A 22,974-nucleotide genomic window follows, 5' to 3' on the forward strand; every position below is an offset into this window, starting at 1 on the left:
TTTCGATCTTTTACCCGCATGGGAAGGAACCCTCCATGACTGAAGAAACGAACGATTTCAATGTCCCGGGCTACGACGTGCCAACCGGGCGACCCAGTATTGCCCTAACCCAGGATCTCCCGCTCTACACGAACACCGGCCTGATGATGATGAACGGCCGGCCTGTCGTAAAAGACGGAGATGGGCGCATCACTCAGCACATCATCGTGGGCTTCTACCTCTACGAGCGGAAGATGCGAGATCCCTGGCGGGATGCCGCTCGCGGCAACCCATTTGGCGCGTGGTGGGTCCAGCGGGCACGCCTCGCCATGGAGCAAGCGCGCGGCCCGATTGACGAGGCGCTCGATGAAATGGATCGGCGCTTGCGAGCGCAAGGCTTCAATCTCGACACCTTTCCGATTACGGACCCCAAGGATACCCTACAGATCCGCATCAAAACCGGACTCGGGCTCCTTGCTCGTGACCTCATTAAGGACGGAGACCTTCTCGAAGCCTCAATGCTTTTTCTGCGGTCGCTGGGAGAGATGCCCAACGATGAATTCCAGAAGCGGTTCAAGGTGTACCGCCAGCACATGAGAGCCGCCCTGAGGGCTTCGATGCGGTACCACCACTTCCCGCTGACTGTTGACGCCGTTCGGGACCGTACCCCGGATGCCCTGGAGGCGGAGAAGCGCATGGGCCCCGTCCCAGAAGCGATCTTTTCAGTTTCGGATGATGCGTGCTGGACAGGTCCGATCGTGATCGATTCAACGGATATGGGTCATAAAAAGAGCGCGCCCGAAACACAGGGCGCCATTGCATCAGTTTAGTCCATATCCAAGAGGTGCCGGACCATCTGCCTCCCTGACAGCACTTGGATAGCCGGGTTTCTCCGAAAAGCCCTTCTTGATTGAGGACCCGTGCGGCCCGTATGGACGAAAAATCCGCGGGCCGCTTCTCTTTCGCACACTCGGGCAAATTCACGAACATCCTCCGGTCGGATCGAGGCCGCATATCGCTTGGACTGAATCAGCCACCACTCGCCGTGCAGAAAAACCCGTCCATCGATCCCACCGTCGCCACTATATCGTTGGGACCGCCTCACGCGATGACCCCGCATTTCGAACCCGGTCAAAACAAACTCTTCGAACACCAGCGGGTCAATCTTTCGAAGATACCCTATAGCGGATTTCCATCCGGACGCCCTGGCAATCTCGCGAACACGCTCCCGGGTCCGGACGGATTGATTCACCCTCCAGCGACCCTTCGGAATCTGGATCGAACGATGGCTCGATTCCGATGCCTGGCGATCCCGCAGGGTCGTGGAGCGCGCTACACCGCTCGTGCGGTCCAGCCATCTATCGACCCACTCCTCGATTCGGTCGAGCACCGAGACTATTTTATTGATACCCATGCGCCCTCCTTTTCAGGCGAAAAGGTATGGGATCCTTCGATTTTGTCGAGTTTCTAAACGAAAAAAGCCCGACGCAATGCGCCGGGCTTCTTCCTGGGGGTTTTCTCTCCCTACCTATTCGCTAGTGGATTCACCGCCTACAACAAAATAAGCGGCGGATTTTTTGGCGGCATACTCCTTTTGTTTATCCGCCGGGCGTTTTGGGGGATCGTATTCTTCCCCCTTTTCGATGAGTTGATCGCCAAAATGCTCGAGGGTATCGAGCAATGAACCAATTCTACGAAAAACGCTTTTCATGTCGTCTCCTGTTGACGTGATCCAAGCCCGCTAAACTCGCTTGAGAGCACAGGGGGCGAGGCGAGATTTTCATCAGATCCCTGAACTGACCTCATATACCCGAGGAAGGTTGAAAAGCTACCGTCGAAACGGGCGATCATTGTCGCTCGTTTTTTGGGTAAGTCGAGTTTTCCGGTACCCCTTTGAGGCGGAAAACCATGACGCATTCGCGTCAGCGGGATGGGTGAATTCCTGGTGCTGGCGCATTCATCAGGTTGATGGGAGGCAGCTCCAGGTTGGGCCACTTAATAGCCTCCCGGTGATCCGCCAGCTCTTCAATCCAGAAGTGCTCGATTACGCGTCCATCCTGGTCACGAATCATCCATTCCATCGGTCCTGAAACGGTTTCCATACCGCCCATGAACTCCGATGTGGCGGCCGCCAGCCCCGCCAGCACGCTTTGCGCGCCCGCGAGGTTAATGCAGCACGCTACGATCGAAGCCGTTCCCGCTTGGGTGTATTGCTTAACGCTGTACTTGAGGGTGTTGTCCATGGTGCTCCCCTTCGGACGGCACACCCCGGCCGCTCGGGGTGTGTTGATAATCCCCTTTGCGGCGGGTTGTAAAGAGCGCTCGAGGCGCCCAATGCATCCGGCTATGCGCCGGCGCGAAACGAATGCTCAAGGGTCGGTGTGATCCAGATCGTCTCCAGCGCTTTGCCGCGGGCCCCTCGGATCATTCCAGCTCCATCCGCTCGGATTCCTTTGCTTTGGACATCGCGGATTGGATACGCCTCTTCAATACGTTTTTGGATGTAGTCTTCGGCTCGCTTTCGCGCTACAGCGTAGGGCAAGCCGGATTCCAGAACACGGCACTGTGCTTTGCCGTGCATGACGACCATCACGTGGTGCATGCGATTTCCCTCCTGAAGTGGATTGATTACGCCGAAACCAGACGGGTGTAGGCCACGATCTGACCTTTCTCGTCCCGAATCGCCGAATCTCCCGCGTCAGGCGCGAATACGCCTGGACGCCCCGGTACCGCCGCCAGCACGGTGGGTGACACCAAACAGGCCGTCCCCGCTTCCGGCATACCGTGCACTTCTTTGATGGATCGCTTCACTACCGGGACTCCAAACTGGTAGCCCGCGATTTCGTCAAGGTATTCAATGCTCGCCACTACGCCGCATGGCTGGATCACCTGATCCATCCCGTCTTTGCAGCGGAGCACGATTAACTGAGTTGTCAGATTTAGCATGGTTGGTTTCTCCGATAGCGGCCCACATAGGCCGGGTCGCAGCAGCCCTTTCGGGGATCCGCTGGAGAAACGCGTTTCGCGCGAGCGTTGGTGTCCCGCGCGTCCTCCGTTTTCGCGTCTTCCTTGAGACGCAACTTGATCGGAGGTTTGATCAGCGCGCGAGGCTTCACGCGCCGTCGGTCGTGCGGTTTTCGCACGTTCCAGCTCGGGGAGAGCTGAAGCCAGTCACCCTTGGCGGGGGTCATATTCCTTCCGAGCATACAACGCCTATCCTTAGGGTTCAAATGCAGTTTTGGGATGTTCGCGATGCGCGCTCTACTGCCTTGATTGAGCGCCCATCTAGGGCTCACTTTATCGTCCGATTTCGTACTGTCGATTATTTTCCCCGTATCGATAGGACCCGCACTCTCGGTCCTGGAGTGTGGATGGTATTTGACACGCAATCCTCGATCCATGCAGATTTACCAGCAGCCACGGATCGGCATTGTAGAAAAGGATCTTCATGACGTCCCGCTCATTCTCTCCTGCGCTCTACCCGTTTGGGGCATCCTTGCTGCTCCGCTTACGTACGAGCTTCTTCTCCCTTGGGAGAGGGTTGGGGTGGGATGTATCGATCCTTTCTCCGCCGCATCCGAAATCCCATCCCGTTCCGGATGCGTCTCCGCACGCTCGATCCGTGGCTTTTTCACCAACCTCTTTGAAGAGGGGGTCTCCGGTCTGCGTGTCTAGGTGCGCCCTGTCACCCTCACGCACTCCCTAACCGAGAGACCCCCTCTTCAAGGCGGCTGGGCCCAATGAACTGTGTTGCCCGCGATGGGCAGAGCTAGGAAACGGATTTCCGCATGCAATCGACTCAAGGTTTCACACTGCTTGAACTGATGATCGCCACGGCCATCGTCGGCATTCTTGCCGCGATCGCACTGCCCGCCTACTCGTCCTATGTAGAGCGAACCCGGCTGGGGAATGCCCAGATGGACCTGTTTGCTCTGGCATCGTTTGCTGAGCAGTACCGAACGCGAAACGGTGTCTACCCGGATACGGATGACCTGCCTCGAACGCATTCTCCCGAAAGCGGGGCGGTGGCTTATACCATCAGCATTGATGCCAAAGCATCAACATTCATCCTGGCGGCCACACCGTCCGGCCCCCAGGTGGGCCACTCGTGTGGGACGCTGACGCTCACCCATCATGGTCGAAAAGGGGCTGACGACGATGGCTGTTGGTAATGCCCTTCGCCCGTCTGGGTTCACACTCCTGGAGTTGATGTTTGCGATCGGGATCCTCGCCATCCTCTCGGCGATTGCAGCGCCCTCTTTCGCATCCTTGATCTCCAAGAACGAGGTGACCCTCACCACGAATTCGCTGGTCGGTTCATTGCAGTCCGCCCGCCAGTATGCCGTTTCCAATCGCACCCCGGTTACTGTTTGCGCGGTTTCCGAGGGCGAGACATGCGCCTCGACCACCGACTGGAGCACCGGTTGGATCATCGTGGCCGATGATACGGTTCTGCACTTTGAGGAAGATCTCCCGAGTCGCTTGATTCTTTCCTCGAGCCACCTGGATGGCGTGACCTTCCGCTCATCCGGCACCCCCAACCGGCCCATCGAATTCCAGCTTCAAGCGGCGGGTTATGAGGAAGATCGGCATGTGTGCACTCGTGTCAGTGGAATCACACGCAGCGGTCGTGAGGGCTGCCACTAATGCTTGCACAGCGTAGCGGGGGCTTCTCCCTGATCGAGGTGCTCGTCTCTCTCGTCATTATCTCGATCGGGCTCCTTGGCGCAGCCTCTCTCCAGCTCAACGCCCTCCAGGCTTCAACGGCAAGCCACGAGCGAACCTTGGCGAGCGGCCAAGTGGACTCATTCTTTGAGGGCCTCTGGGCCAATGCGTGCCACGCATGGGAAGGCGACGGTGAAAACCGGCATTTGAGTCCAGAGGTCGTTACCAAAATCCACACCGATTGGTTCGAATCCGCCCAAGATCAGCTTGAGCGATTAGAGTCGGTGGAATCGAGTGTCCAGCAAGGCGCCCAGGGGCTCGTGTCGGTCGAATTGAACTGGGTCACTTCTACGATGATGAGCGAGAGTGAAGACCCGGTGACGGCTCGCGTCATCCACACGAAACGCATTCTCGATCCAAGGGGGGCATGCTCTTGATTCACCCTCCCTACCGTTCCGCCGAATCCGGTTTTTCCCTTATCGAGCTGATGATCTCGATGCTTCTCGGGCTCCTAATTGTCGCAGGCACGATCGGTCTCTACAGCTCGCTCACTTCCGTTGCCGCTTCCAAGCAAGGACTTGATCTGGCGCAAGAGACTCAGCGGGCCGTCAACTCATCCATCCTGCGGATGGTCCGGCAAGCGGATCGCGTTGGGCCCGCCAGCAATAATGATGTGCTCGTTCTGGATTACACGATGCGGGATGGAATGCGCGATTGCCGGGGCAACGGCCCAGCGGAAATCACCACCGGGGAGTCTTTCTCCCAGCGTATTTACCGCTCCGATTCGGATCAGATCATGTGCGATCCCGAACATGGGTCACCCGTTGTGATCGCGGACGCCATCACAGCCTTCTCCATTGCCTACGGATCCCCTGCCGATGGACTGGTCCTGCATGAAAGTTTCAATTCCCTATCCACCGGGGCCCAAGCGGTTCGCTTTTTTGTAGAAGTCAGCCCTGACGCCGTCCACCCCACTTCCTGGTCCTTGACGGCGGCGCTACGCCCCAACCAGGAGGCCCCTTCATGAATTGCTGCACCTCTATGCTCAGATATCGAGAACGAGGTTCCTCGCTCTTGGTGACGCTCCTGCTTCTCCTCATGCTTAGTACAATGGTTGTAGCCACCGTTCGGGACGTTTCGTTTCACGAGCAAATGGCGTCAAGCCAGGACCTGCATTCTTTGGCTCACCACGCGGCAGAGACGGGCGCCTACGATGTGCTTCGATCGATTGAAGACTCCCCGGTTTGCGACCTCTCGAGTCTGTCCGGGCATTTCCAAGACCCCGTCACCGTAGAGGACTCGGGCTCGAATGGGTACCTGCTCGGATACCGAATCGATGCAGATGCCACCCATTGCGCCACCCCTCGCAATCTTGAAGCCACGATCATCGGTACAACCCACGGCGGCCTGGATCTGAGTGCTCCTGCATCCAGCGAGGTCCACCTTCGCGTCCTCTATGACTTCGACTCGAGCCTGGTCACGGACCCCATCTTCGGAAATGGTCTTACGTCCAACGGCTCGATCACGGTCAACGGGGGGAATGTCCACCTCGATGGCAACGTCTGGGCCAGTTCCTTCTTTTCCTCCGGTGGCAACATTCGCAACAGCTTCCTGTCGGGGACGATGACTGTAGGGAGCGGGGGTGTCGTCGGGCCGTTTTCCGAGTTGACGAGCGACTCCTGGAGCGGAGAGGCCATGCCCGGCGTTGTGGAGATGACCGACACGGTAGCCGACATCCCCCATGTGGATTCCGAGACGCTTTCGCGGCTTGAGCAGCAAGCCGATTCAGGGGGCGGCCGAAGCTGCGATGTGAATCTGGAAGGGGACCAGGGCGGACGCGTCTTCTACTGCTCCACAGGCGAAATGCGCGTTTCCGGCGATTTCAGCAACGCCACTCTGGTTTCCGCGGGTTCGATCAATATGAGGGGTGGCACCTCGCTGGGCAGTGACGGCGCGGTCAACACCGTGATCATCGCAGGCGGCGGGATCACTATGAACGGCTCGACGGATTCGGCCGGCGTCTTCTGGAGCAATGATGGTTTCCGCCAAAATGGCCGGGGGGCGCTTAAAGGAAGCATCGTGACCGAAGGGGATATCCGGTTGCCGGGTAACTTCCGCTTCGAGCAGATCGAGGATATTCAGAACCCTAACCTTCCCAAGGCAGAGAGTAGTGAGGACACCAGTGTTACGATTACGGAGTGGCGGCCTGTTTTTGACGACTAGGTTAGCGATCCCTCCCCGGCGTGATTTGCCACATGATGGAGGGCGCTAGTTGTCTTCGTCATACCCCATGATCGCCGCGCCCAGCATCAATCCGGTCAGCGACGTTCCAGTTCCCTTTTTCGCTTTCGCTTTCCGCTTCTTTTCGATCTCATCGGATTCCTTGAGCATGCGATCTGCCTTGCTCTCCAGTCGGTCAGCGGCTCGGCTCAGCCATCCCAAGCGGGTTTCTTCGTGTTTCGCCATGTCGTCTTCTCCTTTCGTTCTTGATGTCTTCGACTCTATCGAATCAGCGCGTTCTGTCCAGTTTTCGTTGACGGCGTAAAAAACTCGACAAAGGCCGCTCAATAGGTAGTGTGCTGCCCATCGCCGCATCAGGAGCGGCGACCAACCACCATGACGACCAAAAGGACTTCTATCGCCATGAATGAAACCGTTTCGACCTACAACAGCAGTTCGATCCAGGTCCTTGAAGGGCTGGAGCCGGTGCGCAAACGACCCGGCATGTACATCGGGGGTACCGATTCGGCCGGTCTGCGTCACATCTTCTACGAGATCATCGACAATGCGGTGGATGAAGCCATTGGCGGTCATGGCGATCGCATCGAGATGGTCTTCCACGCCGATGGATCCTACTCGGTTTCCGATAATGGTCGAGGCATCCCGATCGACATGCACACCGAGAAGGGTATGCATGCAGCGGCCCTTCTTGTTACCACCCTGCATGCTGGGGGTAAGTTCGATAACGAGGCGTACAAGTTTTCCGGGGGGCTGCATGGTGTTGGCTCCGCCGTGACCAATGCCCTCTCGACCGAGTTCCAAATGGACATTCGTCGGGATGGCAAGCGATACACCCAGCGATTCGTGAACGGGGGTGAGCCCGAACAGCCGGAGATCCAGCCGTATAAAGGCCAGGATACCGGGACGCACATTCGATTCTGGCCGGACCTTCGTTACTTCGACGACGACGCCGAGGTGGATTTCGAGACTGTGGCCGAGCGTCTAAAAAAGACGGCGTATCTGGCACCGGGGTTGACCCTCTTGCTGCGGGCGGAAGCGCGCGCCGATGAACCTGCGCGGGAAGTCGAATACTGTTTTGGCGCATTCAGCGAGATCCTGGACGACCTCGCCGGAAAGAGCGGGGCCGCGCTCACCGAGACCCTTTCCACCAGTAGCGAGGAGGCGGTTGAGGCTGAGGGCGACGTCGAGGTTTCGATCGCGCTTCGCTGGCACGAGCGCGCCGGGGTCGTAACGGGTTTCGCCAACATCATCCCGACATCGGATGGCACCCACATCACCGGGATGAAAACGTCGATCAAACGCGCGGTTGAGACCTATGCCCAGAACAACAACATGCTGCGGGCCAATCAGTCCCTTTCGACCGACGACGTGATGGCCGGTCTGGTGGGTGCGGTCGCGGTACGCCTGGGCAACCCGACCTTTGCCGGTCAGACCAAGGAAAAACTGAAGAACCCGCCGATCAATGGCGTCGTATCCCGCGCGACCCGCGACCTGATCGACCGAGTGTTCGAGGAGAACCCGCAGATTGCGAAGGCGATCGTGGAGCGCGCGAAGCTGGAGCAGAAGAAGCGCGAAGCGGCCGACAAGGCGGCCGAGCTTGTCGTGAGCCGCAAGAGCGTCATCAGCGCCACCGCCCTACCCGGCAAGCTGGCCGATTGCCAGGAGCAGGACCCCGCCAAATCGGAGCTGTTCATCGTCGAGGGGGATTCGGCCGGCGGCTCCGCCAAGCAGGGTCGCGAGCGCGAGTTTCAGGCCATCCTCCCGCTGAAGGGAAAGATCCTGAACACCTACCGGGCCGACCCGGCGCGCATCATCAAATCCGAAGAGGTCAAAAACCTCGTTCTGGCGCTGGGCTGCGGACCCAAGACCGAATTCAACATCGACAACCTGCGCTACCACAAGATTATCATCCTTGCGGACGCGGACTCCGATGGTGCGCACATCGCTTGCTTGGCGCTGACGTTCTTCCACGTCTACGCCCCCGATCTGATCGAGAACGGGTATGTCTATGTCGCTCTTCCGCCCCTGTACCGAGTCCGCAAAGGCAAGACCTCGCATTATCTGAAAGACGATAAAGAGCTTCAGGCCTTTCTCGACAGCCAGGCGGATTCGGACAAGTGGAGCGTCCAGCGCTTCAAGGGCCTGGGGGAAATGAACCCGGACCAGCTCTGGGAAGCCGCCATGGACCCCGCCACCCGTCGAATCGGACAGATCCACTATTCGGAAGATGGGGGTCGTAAAGCCGATGACCCGGTGTTTGAGACGCTAATGGGTTCCGAAGTGCCGCCACGTCGCGAATTCATCGAGCGGGGTGCTGAACGTGCCCGGCTGGACCTGTAAGGCGGGGTGCATCATGGCTTCGCATAAACGCTCCATCGGCCCGATCACCCGCTGGCTTTCGGGCTGGGCCCGCCGGTACATGAATCGCCGCCCCCCTGACTTCGTGATCGGTAACGACTACCTGCGCCGCTGGTACGTCATTCCGAAGAATCGGCTCTTCAACGTGTACCTTCACGCGGTCATCAAGAGCGATGACGATCGCGCACTACATGACCATCCGTGGCTCGGAAATATGAGCTGGGTATTAAGCGGCTGTTATAGGGAGCACATGCCAAACGGTAGCCGGCTCCTGGAAGGCGGAAGCCGTGTTTTCCGAGGAGCCCGGTCCCCGCACCGGCTAGAGGTGGTCGCGTCCCCGGTTTTGAGCCTGTTCATTACGGGTCCGAAGGTTCGCGAGTGGGGATTCCATTGCCCGAATGGGTGGCGCCACTGGAAGGAGTTCACCGCCCCGGACGACAGCGGAAAGGTCGGGCGGGGCTGCGACTAGACAACGACTGCCGGTAGCTCGACCGGATAGATCCGCGGGTTCCTATCCCGCAGGTTGTGGGTTCGACTCCCTCCCGGCAGGCCAATAAAGAAGCACCCCGATCCATAGTGGAAGTGGGGTGTTCCATCAGCACAGAGGAAGGAAACCGATATGGCTGAAGAAACGATCGAGAACCCGCCGATTCATCTTCCGGCGAAAGAAATGATGGAGTCGTCGTTCCTCGACTACTCGCTGTCCGTCATCACCGACCGGGCTCTGCCAGACGCCCGGGATGGCCTGAAGCCCGTGCATCGCCGGATCCTGTACGCCATGCACGATCTCGGCATCATGCCCGGTTCAGCACACAAGAAGTCCGCTCGCGTCGTGGGTGACGTAATCGGTAAGTATCACCCCCACGGGGATACAGCCGCTTATGGCGCGGCCGTACGCATGGCTCAGGAATGGGCGATGCGGCACCCGCTGATCGATGGTCAGGGTAATTTTGGTTCGATCGATGGCGACAACGCCGCGGCGATGCGTTACACCGAGATGCGCCTGTCGAAGATGGGCGCGAAGCTGTTCACCGATATTGGCAAGAACACGGTGGACTTCAAGGACAACTTTGACGGTACCGAGAAAGAGCCCTCCGTGCTCCCCCTCACCTACCCGAACCTCTGGGTCAATGGGTCCGAAGGGATCGCTGTGGGCATGGCGACCTCGATCCCGCCGCACAACCTGGCCGAAACCGCGAACGCTTTTCTCGCCTGGCTGGACCACCCGGAGATCTCAACACGGGAGCTGGTAGAGCACATGCCGGGGCCCGATTTCCCCACAGGCGGTATCCTCCATGGCCTCGATGGCTACATCCAGGCGCTGGACACCGGACGCGGAGCGATCAAGCTGCGCTCCCGCTGGCATACCGAGGATCGATCGCGCGGAGCCAAGCGCCTTGTCATCACGGAGATCCCCTATGCCCTGAACAAGTCCAAGCTGGTCGAGCAGATCGCGGACCTGGTCAAGGAGAAGACCGTCGAGGGCGTCGCCGATATGCGCGACGAATCAAACAAGAAGGGCATTCGGATTGTTCTGGACACGAAGGCCGGCGTGGAGCCTGACCTGGTCGCCATCCAGCTTGTCGCGCTCACAAACCTCGAGGTCAGCGTCAGCTACAACGTCATGGCCCTGGTCGGCCAAACGCCCGTTCAGCTCGGCATTCGAGATGTCTTCGAGCATTTTCGGGCACACCGCATCGAAGTCATCCAGCGGCGCACCCAATATGATCTGGACCGCGCACTGGACCGCCTTCATATCCTGGAGGGGTATCTGGCCGCTCTGGATCGTCTCGACGAAACCATCGCCGCGATTCGGGCCAGCCAGAATACCGAAGATGCGCGAGCCGCCCTGATCGGCCTGCTGGGGATCGATGAAACCCAGTCCCAGGCCATTCTTGATTTGAAGCTCCAGCGCCTGACGGGGATGCAGATCCAGGACATCCGGGACGAGCACGACAGCCTGACCGCGAAGGTCGAGGATCTGCGCGATATCCTCGCCAAACCCGAGCGTCAGGTGACGTTGATGCGCGATGAACTGCTGAACCTGTGCGATCAGCACGCTACCGAGCGCAGCACCGAGATCGACAACTCGCTGTCGAAGGTCTCCGCCGCGGACCTGATCCCCGAAGAACAGGTGCTTTTGATCGGCACCCAGAACGGCTACATCAAGCGCCTGCCGGCCGACGCCATGAACCGCCAGAACCGGGGCACGAAGGGGCGTTCGATCATCGCGCTCGATGACGATGACCTCGTGACGACCTTCCACACTGGCAATAGTCACGACTACCTTCTGGCGCTCACCGACTCGGGGCAGGTCCATGCAGTCAAGGTCTATGACGTACCCGACACGGGGATGGGGAATCGAGGCCGCCACTATCGCAACATCTTCGAGGGGCTTGAAGGTGACGTGGTGGCGATGCTGTCCGCGGCGGATCTCGACAGTGAATCGGCCAGCCTCGTCATTTTTACCGCCAACGGCCTGATCAAGCGCACGGCCATTGGGCGGTTCTCCAACGCTACCCGCAAGGGCGGCGTTCAGGGCATCTCCCTGAGCGAGGACGACCGGATCATTTGCGCACGGATTTCCCACGACGCGGCGACCGAGGAAGCCGTGATTGTCGCGGACAATTCCAAGGCCATCCGATTTCCACTGGAAGAAGCTCGAGCAATCGGCCGGACAGGCCAGGGTGTTCGGGGTCTCAAGATGAAGGACGGTGAGAAGGTGATCGCTGGCGGCATCGTCCGTCACGACGACCTGCCCCACACGGCCTTGATGGTGGTGACCGAAAAAGGTCTAGGGAAGGCCACGCCTATCGCCGACTTCCGTTTGCAGGCGCGCGCCGGCCAGGGGGTTACAGCCCACGCCCCCAACCAACGATCCGGCAACATGACAGCCGCGACATTGCTTTTCCAGGGGCAGGATGTCGTGATCTTCAACGCGTCCGGGGGTGCCAACCGAATCGCGGGCGATGACGTGCCGCGCAACGGTCGAGCAACAGCCGGGTCTTCGATCATCAAGAACGGTTCGGTTCGCAATGCCGTGGCGGTTCCCGCCTCACCGGATGCCGACCCTTCCGAATAACCCCTCAACCCAATCGGCCCGACATCTGTCGGGCCAAACTCTACGAACCAAGGAAGAACATGAGTGAAAAGAACACGAAGCAACGCCACATGACCACCAAGGCGGTTTTTGGACTCACCGCCGGGGTGGGTATGGTCGTGGTCGGTCTCGGGTTGTCCGCCAATGTCACCGGATCCGAGACGCCGGCCGTGGCATCGAGTGACTTGAACCCGAGCCTCCAGGCCGCGGCCGAATCCGCACTGGGCGACGCGATCCCCACTCACACCCCAGATCACCTCCGACCTGCCCCGATTGATGGCTTCGTAGAAGCCCGTTATGGAACGGAAATCGTTTACGTCGACCCCGATCGGGGGTACCTGATCAATGGGGACATCATCGACCTCGACGGAAACACCAATCTGACCGATCAGGCCAAGGCCGAGGCACGGAAGGAGGCACTCTCAACGGTGAGCCGCGAGGACCTCGTGGTGTTCACTCCCGACGGCTCGACCACGGCTACGATCAACGTGTTCACAGATCCCAACTGCCCCTACTGCCAGCAGCTCCACGAGGAGATGGACGTCTACCTCGATGCAGGCGTTGAGGTCCGCTACCTGATGTTCCCGGTCCTCGGCCGGAACTCACCGGAGGTTATGGATCGGATCTGGTGTGCTTCAGACCGAACCGGAGCGATGGACCGAGCGAAATCCGGTGACCCCCTGGACGATCTGCGCGCGGATTGCGCGACCCCACAGGAATCCCACCTCGCGCTTGGTCAGTCATTGGGTGTTCGCGGAACCCCGGCTATCTTCACCGAAGATGGTCAGAACTACGCAGGGTACCGGCCCGCGGCGGAGGTCATCGAGGCCCTGAGGTCGAACTAGAGCGCAATCGGCCCGCAAAAAAGCCCGCCGGGTAACCCTGGCGGGCTTTTTTCGTTTCTGTCTTGCATCCATTGGGGCGGTCGTCAGAACCGGTACCCAAATCCGATCTCCAGGTGGGAATCCTCACGCCAATCCCCACCTGCACCGAATCCCTGGGAATTCCCCCCAAGATCCCGCCATGCCCGTGTCGGCGCGGCATACTCCGCACGTAACCGACTTGATGGGCTGATTGCCCAATCAACCCCTATCCCGAATCGCTCACCCGGCGGGATCCGATCCGCATCAGCGTTTCGGTTCCCCGTTGAGTGTTCGTACTGTGCGATCCCATAGAGCGCCGCGTTCTCCATAAAATAGTGACCGAACTGGCCCGACCAGCGAGTTCTCCCCGTCAGCAGATCTGATGCTGTATCCCAGCGGGAATACGGCTCCGTTCGGCTTATCTCGATTCCAATGAAGAGGTTGCTTTCCGCGGATTGACTCAACCCTGATACGGGCAGGTTTTGGAAGTGCAACCGCTTCGACCAGACGTGGGATTCATAGGCCCCTGCGCCAGCCACAAAATACCCTTGCGGTTCACCGGCGCTGACCCCTGAAAAACCGGCAACCACCATGAGCAGCAGGAGGGCCAATGCTCGGTGCTTATCCATCGTTTTCTCCATCCTTGGAATACCCCGTCCTTAGCCGATCTGGAACCGTCGCGCAGCGATAAAGGCCCTGCGCTGAACGCTACCCCGTCTGAACAACCCTCACCTGGAGTCCAGCGCCCTGGGCGGTTTCGATCATGTGGCGTGTACCCGGGCTCTCTCCATCCCAGAATGCCACGAGATGCGTCGCGAGGTGCGCCATTTGTTCGTTCCGGATCGGCCCGGCCTGTTTGCCGTGCCGCTCCCATTCGGCCGGAACTCGACGCAAACCACGGCCGGTGTTGACGGCAAATCGCTCACCCAGTTCATCCGCACCGCGAGCACCGCCCGATAGAATGACCGCATTCGGGTGTCGCTCCAGAATTTTCTCGAGCTTCGATTGAACAAGATCCCAGTCCTTCACCCCTCGGGAACCTGCCACGATCACTCGAATCGGTTCCTGGCCGGCTCCACCGGGATCCAACATCCGCCGCCACGTTTCCGGAAGATGGACGTTCGCGGGGCTGCCGACAAACAGAGGCGCTACCACACTATCCGGATTTCCGGCCAAACCGCACCCAACGCGCGTCACATCAAAGGCAAGGCCTGGATTCTTCTTCGCGTATTCTTTGAACGCTCGGACCCCCTTTTCGACCTGTCCAATCGACAACTCAGTCAGGTTTTCATCCTTTGTTGGGATCGCGTAGGCGGACCCCGTCGCTCCGCTCCCTACCCCTCGCTCGGCCGCCCGATGGTCCGCTGCATATTTCGCCGCACCTTTTCCGTGGCGCCCCGCTAGATTGGACCCGAAAACGAAGATCGGTTCCTGTGCTATTCGGTTATCCCATCCACCATTGGCGATTTCGGCGATCACATCCCCGTGGCATGCCTCTGGGGCGCAATGGCAGCCCAGCGTTTTTTCGTTCAACTGACTTCGTATCAGGCGCAACAACTCCGGCTGGTTGGCCACCCACGTTCGAAAGCGCTCGATGACGCGCGTCCGTTCTGCCGCGGAACGATCATGCATTACAAACGGGTTCCCGAATCGGGAACCACGCCCGATGTACTCGTCAGCCTGTTCTTTCGAAACGTTCCGGACCCACTGATGCTCGTCTTTGCTGATCCTTTCAGCGCACATGCGTTCCCTCCGCCATCCTTGGTTGATGGTTTCCATGATCCAGGATTGGGTCGATCTGTCGATTTTTGATCACAAAAAAGCCCAGCGTTTCCGCTGGGCTTCCTTCTCGAACAGCAGGGTCGTGCCCTATTTCTTCCGATATACTCCGCGTTCCGGCGATTCGATTTCCCCCTTGTTTCGGAGATACCCCAACCGTTGATGCAGGTCTTGTACCGGAGGCCGACCCGATTTCGTTAGCGCCTCCTGAATATCTTTCGCTCTGTAGTCCTTGCCGGGTTGCATCACCCCCATGATCTCCTGGACCGAGGCTGTATTCTTCCGCTTCCTACGGCTGCCCTTCGGCTTCGAGCGAACCCCAATCACCATTTCCATGTCGTCCAGGCGCTTCTGGACACCATTGACCTCTTCTAGCTGACGCTTCTCCAGGTCCTTAACCTCTTGCCGATGCTTCTTGGCAATCGCGCGCTTTTCGCGTCCATGGGCTTTCTTGAGTTCCTTGAGTTCCTTCCGAACCTCGTCGATTGCCCCTTTCGCTTCCTCGTATTTCGCCTGTATTTCTTTCTCTTCGCGCTCCTTCGCTAAGCGGTAGAGTTCCTCGGCGCTCATCTCATTAAAGTCTTTCTCGGTTCCCATCTCGTTCTCTCTTTCCTGGTACAGCCGTCGGATGCGCTTGACTCGCGCTTTGGCTTTTGAAGCCTAACAGGTGGTTTCGCTCCTGTACGCGTCTACTTTGACCCAACGTGAATACTCTGTCTATACAGCGGTTCTATTGGGAAGGCCACCTGATCCTGATTTGGTGGATCCATCAGATCCTTGTGTGGAGGCGTTAGCCCATCGATATCCCATTGATCCCCTCGGACCTCCACCTTCAATCCACGACCTTTGATCTGAATCTCGTTTGGCTCCCCATTTTCTCCCACCGCTCCGTAGATCAGGACGGTACTCTCTGCGTTAAAAAATGGGAACCGCTCCTTCCACAGATGCCAGTAGGACACCATGAGGATAATGCTCAGCACGATGGACGCCAGCAGCGTCATATCCTTCAACGACTGACGGGCGGTATTCCTTGGCTCTTTTCTCTTTTCCGTCATTCAATATCCATTACGTTCTCGATTATTTGGGACCATCATCCACATCTGCGAGGCGATGACAATCCACCACCCTCTAACGATTCCTCCATGGTTGTTCATGCTCGAGATGGAGGAGAAGCATATTACGGATGAACTCCGAGTTTACATCGAATACATCAGATCCCGCTTCCGCGGACAACACACGCGCACCCTGAGGAGTCTTGCGAAAGTCGTCCAGAAGCTGCTGTTGCTGGTCCAGAGGCAAGGAATTCAGGTAGCGTTCTGCGTACGCCCGAGTGATATCCACCCCCTCCCCCGCCGGATCGGAATGCTGCGTGACCACTCTCGGAGCCGCCCCGGTCTGCGTCTTCGCATAATCGGCCCGAATCGCTGCGACGTAGTACCCCGCCCCCGGTTCCTGCCCACGAGCTGATTGATCGTCAACGTAGCGGAGGTTCCCGACAACTTGCTTGCGAGGGAACTCTTCCATCAATGACCGTGCCACGGGTTCGTGGATACCGCGCTCAATCATGGCTTCCACTAGATCGTCATCAGGGGCGTCGAGCGCCAGCGCCCCCTCCTCGACAGAACCGAGAGGCAATCGGCTTCGCCCTTTTCGAGCAATCTGGATCGTTATGGAGACAACCCGGTTATGCCGAAGGGTTTGGTCGACTTGCGCGACGTCGATGTCACCGTTCTCGCAGATATCCTGGTGGGCGGGTTTCAGTACACCGGAACGGAGGTGCTTGTACTCCGAATACCGGTCAGTCAGGCAAAGCAGTTCTCGGTACGTGTCGATTGCGACCTCCAACCGAATTTGCCTGAGGTGAGCTGGCAGGGCGTCGAGGTAAAACTCGTGCAGCGCGATCGCGTGCTTCTGGCGAAGTCGATTCTGGCTGTCCAGAGACAAACGGGTGTAAATGCTGGGCTCGGCCAAGAGCTTGGCCATTGCGGGCCCAAAACTGTAGTAGCAGACATCCGGATCATCGCGCCCGAAACCGATCTCCGCCAGGAGATACCCCTGCATGGCGACCCACTGATCCCGGTGAGCCCTGTCTTTCCCGAGGATGTTGAATCGCACCGGCTTGCTGTGCAAGGACTCGATGGACTTCACCAGGTGCGACCGATTCCGCGATCGGTACTCCAGGCGTTGGGCGAGGGATTTCAGGTTGATCGAATGCCGATCCTCAGTCTTGAGGCGGGGCTGGGCGTGCCGCAGCAGGACGTTGTATATCCGCCGTTCAAGGGCCGTGAGTGCCGCACTGACATGGATGACCCCCGAATGCTTGTAGAGGATCGACAAGTCTTGAGCTTCATTACGGTCGCTTTGCATTAGACGCCCTCTAGGGTGACCTAAGTGTCTGAATATACGTGCACAAATCTTTTGTCCTTGCGAGTGCGCTCTTGCACAAAAACGACGACCTCGCTGCACAAATCCTATGACCCTCCACGGGTCTGACGAACACAGGGAGCATGCGCAACTCCCTCCAATCCCTCTTAAAACAGCCGCTTACAGCCCTCTTCGTCCGGCGGGGTTGGAGGCCGATGCCGTGCACAAATCTTACGACCCTCCTGCACAAAAACGACGACCTCGCTGCACAAATCCTACGACCCCCGAGCACAAATCCCCCGACCTCCTGCACAAAAAGCTCGACCCGGATTCTCGTATATGTCTGTTTTAATGGCTTCTTTCGGCCTCGCAAACAGGACTGTTTCTGTATTTGTATTCAAACAGAACCAACACCGCACAGCCCATCCGGCCCCACTCAGGTGCTTTAGGCCAGCTTCGGTGACCTCCTCGGTGAAAAAACACTTGCACGGCTAAGCTGCCTCGGATAGTTTTTGCGGTATGAGCGCTGTATAGCGGAAGTCGGGCTCGCTCGCAACCCGCTCTATGGGCGGTCCACGACTCGCCATGGAATTGGCGGGCCTACTGAACGAAGGAGACACCACATGGTGCAAACCGAAAGCCAGACCCGAGTCCTCACGGTTGGGAACCAGAAAGGGGGCGTGGGCAAGACGTTTTTGAGCAAGCACATCGCCGAGTACGCGGCGATTGAACGCGGAATGAAGGTCCTGCTGATCGACCTGGATCCACAAACGAACCTGAGTCATCGGTTTCTTGACATGGCGCCGGCGGCCGACGATCCGAACGAATACGCACCACCCGTGCATCCGGAGTACGACCCCGAAGATGAGGACTGGGCGGCGATACAAGGGCACAGTGATGCGAGCCACATCTGGAAGTACGGTTTCGCAATGGCCTACCCCACCGAACACCCCAACCTCGACATCATGCCGGGGCATTCTGCGAATCTTCAGGACATCGAGTTCGTTAAAAAGGAGGAGGTCTACGACACGGTCATTCACTGGTTGAGGAAATTTCTCCTCTTGGAGGAAATCCAGAGCACCTACGACCTGATCGTTCTGGATACTCGCCCCTCTCGGGGACCTCTGGTGCAGGCCGCGGCCAATGCGAGCACGCACATGCTGATGCCAACCGAGATGGAGTCACCCTCCATCGATGGGATCCGCGGGATGCTCACGGTGCGAACCAATGCGAACCTGCAACGCCCGGAATCCGATCAGCTCGATCTCGTCGGTATCCTGGTAAATAAATTCAAGAAAAACACGCGCTTGCATAGCGCCGTCTACGAGCAGCTACTGGAAGATCCGGACCTTGGACCGCTGATGCTCCCTGAGCGCATCGATGACTGGGTTCGGTACAAGGAGCTGATGTGGCCGAAAGCCCGTTCAGTGTTTCTTCGGAACGACTACCCGAAGGAGCGGGAGCAGATCGAGCGGGCTTGCGGGATGATCATCGACCGAATGTTTGCGGGGTAAATGGTATGGCGGGGACACGCGCGGAAAAGAACAAACGACGGTTCTCTCTTGCTTCGACGTCGGCTGGTGAAAAACCATCGGTCGGCGAAGGCGTCGCACGGGAACTTGCCCAGTCCGAGCACTTCGGCGAAGGCGAACTGCAATCGATTCGAGTGGACCGTATTCACACGAGCGAAGTGAATCCGAGAAAGCTCCCGGTCGATTCAGTCTGGATCCAGGGCCTCGCCGATCGGGCGCGTAACGCTTTGGGCCGGAAATCGGGAACCGCTGCCGACGAAGCGATTCTCGAACAACTCGACCAGGAAATCGCGGACCTTTCTGATGTGCGCACACGCACGGCGTTGGAAACGCTGATGGTGCTTGCTCGCTCAATCCACAGCGATCGGTTGATCTCACCCGTGACGGTGCGGTTTGTGGAAGGTCGAGGCTATGAATTGATCGCGGGGGAGCGCCGGTTCCTGGCACATATCCTTTTGGGTCGAACGAACATCCGCGCCCTACTCCGTCGATTGGATCGGGAAGACCCGAATGATGTTCTGAAGGGCGAAATCACCTCCCTCATGGAGAACATTGCTCGTGAAGACCTGACCATGGCTGAACAGATCAACGCGATTGAGCGGATCGTCGATGCGAAACAACGAGTAGACCCTGATTGGGTTCTGAATGGTGTAAACCTCATGCGGTTGCTACATCAGCCCCGTCGCCGGGCCTATCGGTATGTGGAAGCGCTTACCGCGCCTCCGGAGATCCGAGCACAAATTAACGACGGTACCCTCGACTCGTTTCGCTCCATTGAGGAGGCGAAGCGGGAGCATGAGGGAGCTCAAACAAAAGCAGGCTCCAAGGATGACCCAGAGAGTCCAGGTCGGCCGGCCGGAAAAAGGTCGTCAAGCAAGGTGTCCATCCGCTTTGAGAAAGCCGAATTGGATCTTCTGCGGAACCTCTTGATTCGCGCGCTCGGCGAGGAACGCGCCCGCAATCTGGGTATTGACGAAATGGAATGGGGTGACGCGAAAACAGCTCGCGCGGCGTTCAGCAAGATCTTCGCAGCACTCGACGATCAGGGAGAGACATAATGAAAGCCAAGATGGACGTGCCCGCAAGCACGGTCTTCGGGGGGCGCAAGGCATCCCGGGAGGCTGTGCAAATTAGCGTCAACGTCCCCAAGGCCGTCCAGCAGGGAATGCGGATTGATATGACCACTCGGGGTTATGGTCTGAAAGAGAAAAGCCGCTGGATGGAAAACACCTTTCGCGCGTTTACGGATCCGGAATACTGGCACAATGTGGGCGGGGAAGCGGGTTGGCGGCGCGTCGTAGTGGACTCCGAGTGCATCCGCGTGATTGAGCCCGTCAAGGAGTGGTTCAAGCTCGAGCCGATCGTCATCGAAGACGCCCTGGCTTGCGCGATCGAATGCGCCTATTACGGCCTGAAGCAGGAACCAAGGTTGGTACTCGACTTGAGCGCGTCCTCGGTGCTTCGTACTGCAATTCTTTGGCGCATCGGACAGATTGGACCAGGGAAGACCGCTCGTTAGACTGATTCGACCAACCCTTTGTTTTGAAGCCGCCATGTTGGCGGCTTTTTTGTGCCCTACTCCGCTCTTCTCTGACTTCGGGGATCGTTTTTCTGCCCTGATAAATTTCCTGTCATCCAGTTTGGCGTATCCGCTCGGCGGCGATGAAGATGCTCCTGCGCACTATATCGGGAAGGGGCGAGGGAAAGGACCCGCGCGGAGGGCGACGCGATCCGAGGGGTCGATCCACGGGTGCCAGAAGAAAAGTGCGCGCGCGCACTTTTGGCGTCACTGCCCTTGCGTGTTGGTATGGGGCGCAACGAGCACCTCCTTACCAACCCCTTCTGGGTCGAATGATCGGCGATCCAAAAGACTCGCTTGTTGGTGCATCCCGAAGACCGTGAGAGTGGTGGTCTCGCAAAAGTGCGCGCGCGCACTTTTGCGATGGCAATCGTCATCCAGCGCTTGAGTCACGGAACTTCTTACTATGCATCGAAGCCGTCGGCGACGGTCGTGCTATGCGAAGCGGAATGAGACCCATTCACGGCGATCGAAGAACGATTCCGCTCCAGCCGTGTTTGGGACGGAGGGAGCGAATCGGGTTCTTGCGGGTCGATGGTGGCCGCATATTCGATAGAGGCGCTTTCGGCTTCCCACTTAGACCCTCTGGAGCGCGCGTGCGCATTCTCTCGTACAGACGATAGTTTGCGGGAACCGTTGGTTCGGCATGCCCTTGTCGCGAGACTCCGAGATGCATTGACGCGCCGACGGGGCGCCATCCATGAAAAGTGCGCGCGCGCACTTTTTCAACGCCGACCAAGTCTTCTATTGGAGTTTCCTCGTCATAACGCCCGGCCCATGAGGCAATCTGCCGCAGGGGCTGGAGATATTGGCTTGGGGCTTTCGCGTTCGAAAGTGCGCGCGCGCACTTTTTACTGGCAGCGAGGAATGGTCTGCGTCGTTGGGCCCAAGCAACCGGGTCGTGTGGGTACCGCGCGGCCTTGAAGATCGATTCGCGCGATTTTGTCTCCGTCTCCCCATTACGCTCGACCCCACGGGAAGCGTCTGCTTTATGGCCAGGAGACAACCATTCCATAGGGGCTGCGGCGCCGAATGTGCTCGCGCGACCTCTCTGATGGGTAATCTTGGTTTACGGGCGACACGGATGGCGGAAGCCTTTTCCGCTTCGTTCAGATCTAAGCCGGAACGTGGCTGCAAGCGCGACACCAGAAAAAGTGCGCGCGCGCACTTTTTGCCGCCTCCGCAGGCTAGTTGATGTATTTGTCGCTCTGTCATAGCGGACGACCGATCGCAGATTGGTGCGCGAGGCACAAACGGAACGACAACCCCGCGGCGCATGGGTGTGCTCTTACTTTTCAGTTAAGCCACTGGCTGACGGTCGCTGTTGGTCACGGGGGTGCTGGTCGAGCGGGTCGAGGCCAGACTTGAACGCGGCTGCGTTCGCATCGCCCAAAAAGTGCGCGTGCGCACTTTTTGGAGATCCCGGCAAAGCCCGTACGTGAACCCTATTTCGCGTCCAGGGTGAATAAAGACCAATGGCGCCCCGGTTCTCGCACTCCAATTCGGCCGAGCACCCCGTATTCTACGGTGCACCCTTAATCGACAAGGAAGGAATGGAGTGGGGTAGGGCAGGGGGCTGCCCCTCTATCAGAAGGGTTGCCGGGATGCGCGTGCGCCTTGGCACATATACGCCGAAACTGACGGACGGGCGAAGATCTTACGCCGCGCGTGTATAGATTGAGGTGAAGTTACTGATGATTCCCTGGGCGATATCCATGGCCATCAAGGACCCACTGATTACCGCTGTACCAACGACACCAAGAAGCACCATCTTGGCGATAAGCTGGACCGCTTCCGCGGACATCACGAGCAGAAGCATCACCCACCCGAGTAGCACGAGCAATCTCGCGATCAACATTGGATGCCCCTCCCTCGCTCTACCGGTTAACTCATTCCTGATGTGCGCACTCGCACATCGGCATGCAGATCGATGGCTCAGTGAGCCGGGCCGTAACCTACCCCTTATCGAAGGCCTTCGTTATGTCGGCGGATAATCTCTTTTCGTCGCTCTCGCGCTTGCGCGCGACTCTCGAGGGCTTCCTCCCAGACCTCGGGGTACACGTCGAGCACTTGGGTTGCGCGAAGGCCGTCGATCACGTCTGGGCCTTCTTCTTCTTCATAATAGGCATGCAGCGCCAAGAGATACAGTCGGTCGAGGGATTCCGAGTCGTGCTCTTGCTCCATCCAGTCCATCGCATCAGCAAACGATTCGAGGAAACGATCCTCCGATGAGGTGTCGAGAATGGGCCCGCTACCCCCGGGCGTTCCGAACCGATCTTCTTCTTGCGGCAAACCGCAGGCAGTGAGCACAAACAGGGCGGCAGCGGTCGTGATTAACGTTGTGAGTTTCATAGCACTTCCTTCTTGACGAGTAGGCCCAGAATACCCGTCCGGTTTTCCCTGTCGAATTTACTCGAGCCGGTGATAGATCTGCGCTTTCTTTCGCTTATGCTCAATAGTATTCGGTTATCGTTCAATCTTTCTGCTAAAACCACCCGCGTCTGAAAGCCCCTA

General features: G+C 58.4%; 25 protein-coding genes and 1 tRNA gene. 14 read left to right on the forward strand and 12 right to left on the reverse strand.

All coding sequences use genetic code 11. The features are described 5' to 3' along the window. Positions 1-35 precede the first annotated feature (35 nt). Positions 36-809: an AcaB family transcriptional regulator gene (locus F627_RS0108050; RefSeq protein WP_019583759.1), complete on the forward strand. Its 774-nt coding sequence runs from the start codon at positions 36-38 to the stop codon at positions 807-809. Here the strand turns inward: F627_RS0108050 and F627_RS17330 are convergent. The 5 genes from F627_RS17330 to F627_RS16405 all read right to left on the reverse strand — a co-directional run bounded on the left by F627_RS17330 (position 806) and on the right by F627_RS16405 (position 2,925). Next, positions 806-1,393 carry a restriction endonuclease gene (locus F627_RS17330; RefSeq protein WP_081630735.1) on the reverse strand — a complete coding sequence of 196 codons (588 nt, stop codon included), beginning with the start codon at positions 1,391-1,393 and terminating at the stop codon, positions 806-808. The genes F627_RS0108050 and F627_RS17330 overlap by 4 nt on opposite strands. A gap of 114 nt (positions 1,394-1,507) precedes the next feature. Beyond that, positions 1,508-1,690 carry a hypothetical protein gene (locus F627_RS16935; protein ID WP_155987110.1) on the reverse strand — a complete coding sequence of 61 codons (183 nt, stop codon included), beginning with the start codon at positions 1,688-1,690 and terminating at the stop codon, positions 1,508-1,510. A 211-nt stretch (positions 1,691-1,901) separates the two neighbouring features. Continuing rightward, on the reverse strand, positions 1,902-2,222 hold the full coding sequence (locus tag F627_RS0108060; protein WP_019583761.1) for a hypothetical protein: 321 nt from the start codon (positions 2,220-2,222) through the stop codon (positions 1,902-1,904). A 101-nt stretch (positions 2,223-2,323) separates the two neighbouring features. Further along, on the reverse strand, positions 2,324-2,581 hold the full coding sequence (locus tag F627_RS16940) for a hypothetical protein (RefSeq protein WP_155987111.1): 258 nt from the start codon (positions 2,579-2,581) through the stop codon (positions 2,324-2,326). Between the two features lie 26 nt (positions 2,582-2,607). Further along, positions 2,608-2,925, reverse strand: a complete 318-nt coding sequence (locus F627_RS16405) for a hypothetical protein (RefSeq protein ID WP_196801161.1) — start codon at positions 2,923-2,925, stop codon at positions 2,608-2,610. An 842-nt stretch (positions 2,926-3,767) separates the two neighbouring features. Between F627_RS16405 and F627_RS0108075 the strand changes: the two genes are divergently transcribed. Genes F627_RS0108075 through F627_RS0108095 form a run of 5 tightly spaced genes read left to right on the forward strand, consistent with a single transcriptional unit; the run spans position 3,768 to position 6,867 of the window. After that, a complete protein-coding gene (locus F627_RS0108075) occupies positions 3,768-4,151 on the forward strand; it encodes a type IV pilin protein (RefSeq protein WP_019583764.1) in 384 nt (127 codons plus the stop codon). Continuing rightward, entirely contained in the window at positions 4,114-4,626 is a 513-nt protein-coding gene (locus F627_RS15980) for a GspH/FimT family pseudopilin (protein ID WP_081630736.1), read from the forward strand. The genes F627_RS0108075 and F627_RS15980 overlap by 38 nt, the downstream gene beginning before the upstream one ends. After that, positions 4,626-5,081: a type IV pilus modification protein PilV gene (pilV, locus tag F627_RS15610; protein WP_019583766.1), complete on the forward strand. Its 456-nt coding sequence runs from the start codon at positions 4,626-4,628 to the stop codon at positions 5,079-5,081. Before F627_RS15980 ends, pilV begins: the two co-directional genes overlap by 1 nt. Continuing rightward, complete coding sequence (locus F627_RS0108090; RefSeq protein ID WP_019583767.1) at positions 5,072-5,671, forward strand: PilW family protein; 600 nt, start codon at positions 5,072-5,074, stop codon at positions 5,669-5,671. Before pilV ends, F627_RS0108090 begins: the two co-directional genes overlap by 10 nt. A gap of 47 nt (positions 5,672-5,718) precedes the next feature. Then, entirely contained in the window at positions 5,719-6,867 is a 1,149-nt protein-coding gene (locus F627_RS0108095; RefSeq protein WP_155987112.1) for a hypothetical protein, read from the forward strand. A gap of 45 nt (positions 6,868-6,912) precedes the next feature. On the opposite strand, the gene F627_RS0108100 is transcribed toward F627_RS0108095, so the two are convergent. After that, positions 6,913-7,110 carry a hypothetical protein gene (locus F627_RS0108100; protein WP_019583769.1) on the reverse strand — a complete coding sequence of 66 codons (198 nt, stop codon included), beginning with the start codon at positions 7,108-7,110 and terminating at the stop codon, positions 6,913-6,915. A 177-nt stretch (positions 7,111-7,287) separates the two neighbouring features. Here F627_RS0108100 and F627_RS0108105 point away from each other — a divergent pair, with 177 nt between their 5' ends. The 5 genes from F627_RS0108105 to F627_RS0108120 all read left to right on the forward strand — a co-directional run bounded on the left by F627_RS0108105 (position 7,288) and on the right by F627_RS0108120 (position 13,188). Continuing rightward, positions 7,288-9,225, forward strand: a complete 1,938-nt coding sequence (locus F627_RS0108105) for a type IIA DNA topoisomerase subunit B (RefSeq protein WP_019583770.1) — start codon at positions 7,288-7,290, stop codon at positions 9,223-9,225. 13 nt (positions 9,226-9,238) lie between these two features. After that, positions 9,239-9,712 (forward strand): hypothetical protein, encoded by a 474-nt coding sequence (locus F627_RS16410; RefSeq protein WP_081630737.1) that lies wholly within the window; start codon positions 9,239-9,241, stop codon positions 9,710-9,712. 7 nt (positions 9,713-9,719) lie between these two features. Then, positions 9,720-9,796: transfer RNA gene (locus F627_RS0108110), tRNA-Arg, on the forward strand. Between the two features lie 66 nt (positions 9,797-9,862). Beyond that, positions 9,863-12,325, forward strand: coding sequence for a DNA gyrase subunit A (gene gyrA / locus F627_RS0108115; protein ID WP_019583771.1), 2,463 nt, complete (start codon positions 9,863-9,865; stop codon positions 12,323-12,325). 131 nt (positions 12,326-12,456) lie between these two features. Continuing rightward, positions 12,457-13,188, forward strand: coding sequence for a DsbC family protein (locus F627_RS0108120; protein ID WP_155987123.1), 732 nt, complete (start codon positions 12,457-12,459; stop codon positions 13,186-13,188). A gap of 83 nt (positions 13,189-13,271) precedes the next feature. Here the strand turns inward: F627_RS0108120 and F627_RS16945 are convergent, their stop codons facing one another. The 5 genes from F627_RS16945 to F627_RS0108150 all read right to left on the reverse strand — a co-directional run bounded on the left by F627_RS16945 (position 13,272) and on the right by F627_RS0108150 (position 17,352). Beyond that, a complete protein-coding gene (locus tag F627_RS16945; RefSeq protein WP_155987113.1) occupies positions 13,272-13,835 on the reverse strand; it encodes a hypothetical protein in 564 nt (187 codons plus the stop codon). 79 nt (positions 13,836-13,914) lie between these two features. After that, the gene (locus F627_RS16415; protein WP_231370141.1) at positions 13,915-14,985 is read right to left on the reverse strand and encodes a DUF4326 domain-containing protein; all 1,071 of its coding nucleotides are present in this window, start codon (positions 14,983-14,985) and stop codon (positions 13,915-13,917) included. A 90-nt stretch (positions 14,986-15,075) separates the two neighbouring features. Next, positions 15,076-15,582, reverse strand: coding sequence for a hypothetical protein (locus tag F627_RS0108140; RefSeq protein WP_019583773.1), 507 nt, complete (start codon positions 15,580-15,582; stop codon positions 15,076-15,078). A gap of 92 nt (positions 15,583-15,674) precedes the next feature. Further along, the gene (locus tag F627_RS0108145; protein ID WP_155987114.1) at positions 15,675-16,040 is read right to left on the reverse strand and encodes a hypothetical protein; all 366 of its coding nucleotides are present in this window, start codon (positions 16,038-16,040) and stop codon (positions 15,675-15,677) included. 73 nt (positions 16,041-16,113) lie between these two features. Further along, a complete protein-coding gene (locus tag F627_RS0108150) occupies positions 16,114-17,352 on the reverse strand; it encodes a replication initiation protein (protein WP_026332068.1) in 1,239 nt (412 codons plus the stop codon). A gap of 620 nt (positions 17,353-17,972) precedes the next feature. On the opposite strand from F627_RS0108150, the gene F627_RS0108155 reads away from it, so the two are divergent. From F627_RS0108155 to F627_RS0108165, 3 genes are read left to right on the forward strand one after another with little or no spacing between them, the layout of a single operon-like run. Continuing rightward, the gene (locus tag F627_RS0108155) at positions 17,973-18,863 is read left to right on the forward strand and encodes a ParA family protein (protein ID WP_019583776.1); all 891 of its coding nucleotides are present in this window, start codon (positions 17,973-17,975) and stop codon (positions 18,861-18,863) included. Between the two features lie 5 nt (positions 18,864-18,868). Then, a complete protein-coding gene (locus F627_RS0108160) occupies positions 18,869-19,939 on the forward strand; it encodes a ParB/RepB/Spo0J family partition protein (protein WP_081630739.1) in 1,071 nt (356 codons plus the stop codon). Then, positions 19,939-20,400, forward strand: coding sequence for a hypothetical protein (locus F627_RS0108165; protein WP_019583778.1), 462 nt, complete (start codon positions 19,939-19,941; stop codon positions 20,398-20,400). Before F627_RS0108160 ends, F627_RS0108165 begins: the two co-directional genes overlap by 1 nt. Before the next feature lie 2,022 nt (positions 20,401-22,422). Here the strand turns inward: F627_RS0108165 and F627_RS16950 are convergent. Beyond that, positions 22,423-22,812 carry a hypothetical protein gene (locus F627_RS16950; RefSeq protein WP_155987115.1) on the reverse strand — a complete coding sequence of 130 codons (390 nt, stop codon included), beginning with the start codon at positions 22,810-22,812 and terminating at the stop codon, positions 22,423-22,425. Positions 22,813-22,974 lie beyond the last annotated feature (162 nt).

This window comes from Thioalkalivibrio sp. ALE16, assembly GCF_000381305.1.
Lineage (GTDB): Bacteria > Pseudomonadota > Gammaproteobacteria > Ectothiorhodospirales > Ectothiorhodospiraceae > Thioalkalivibrio.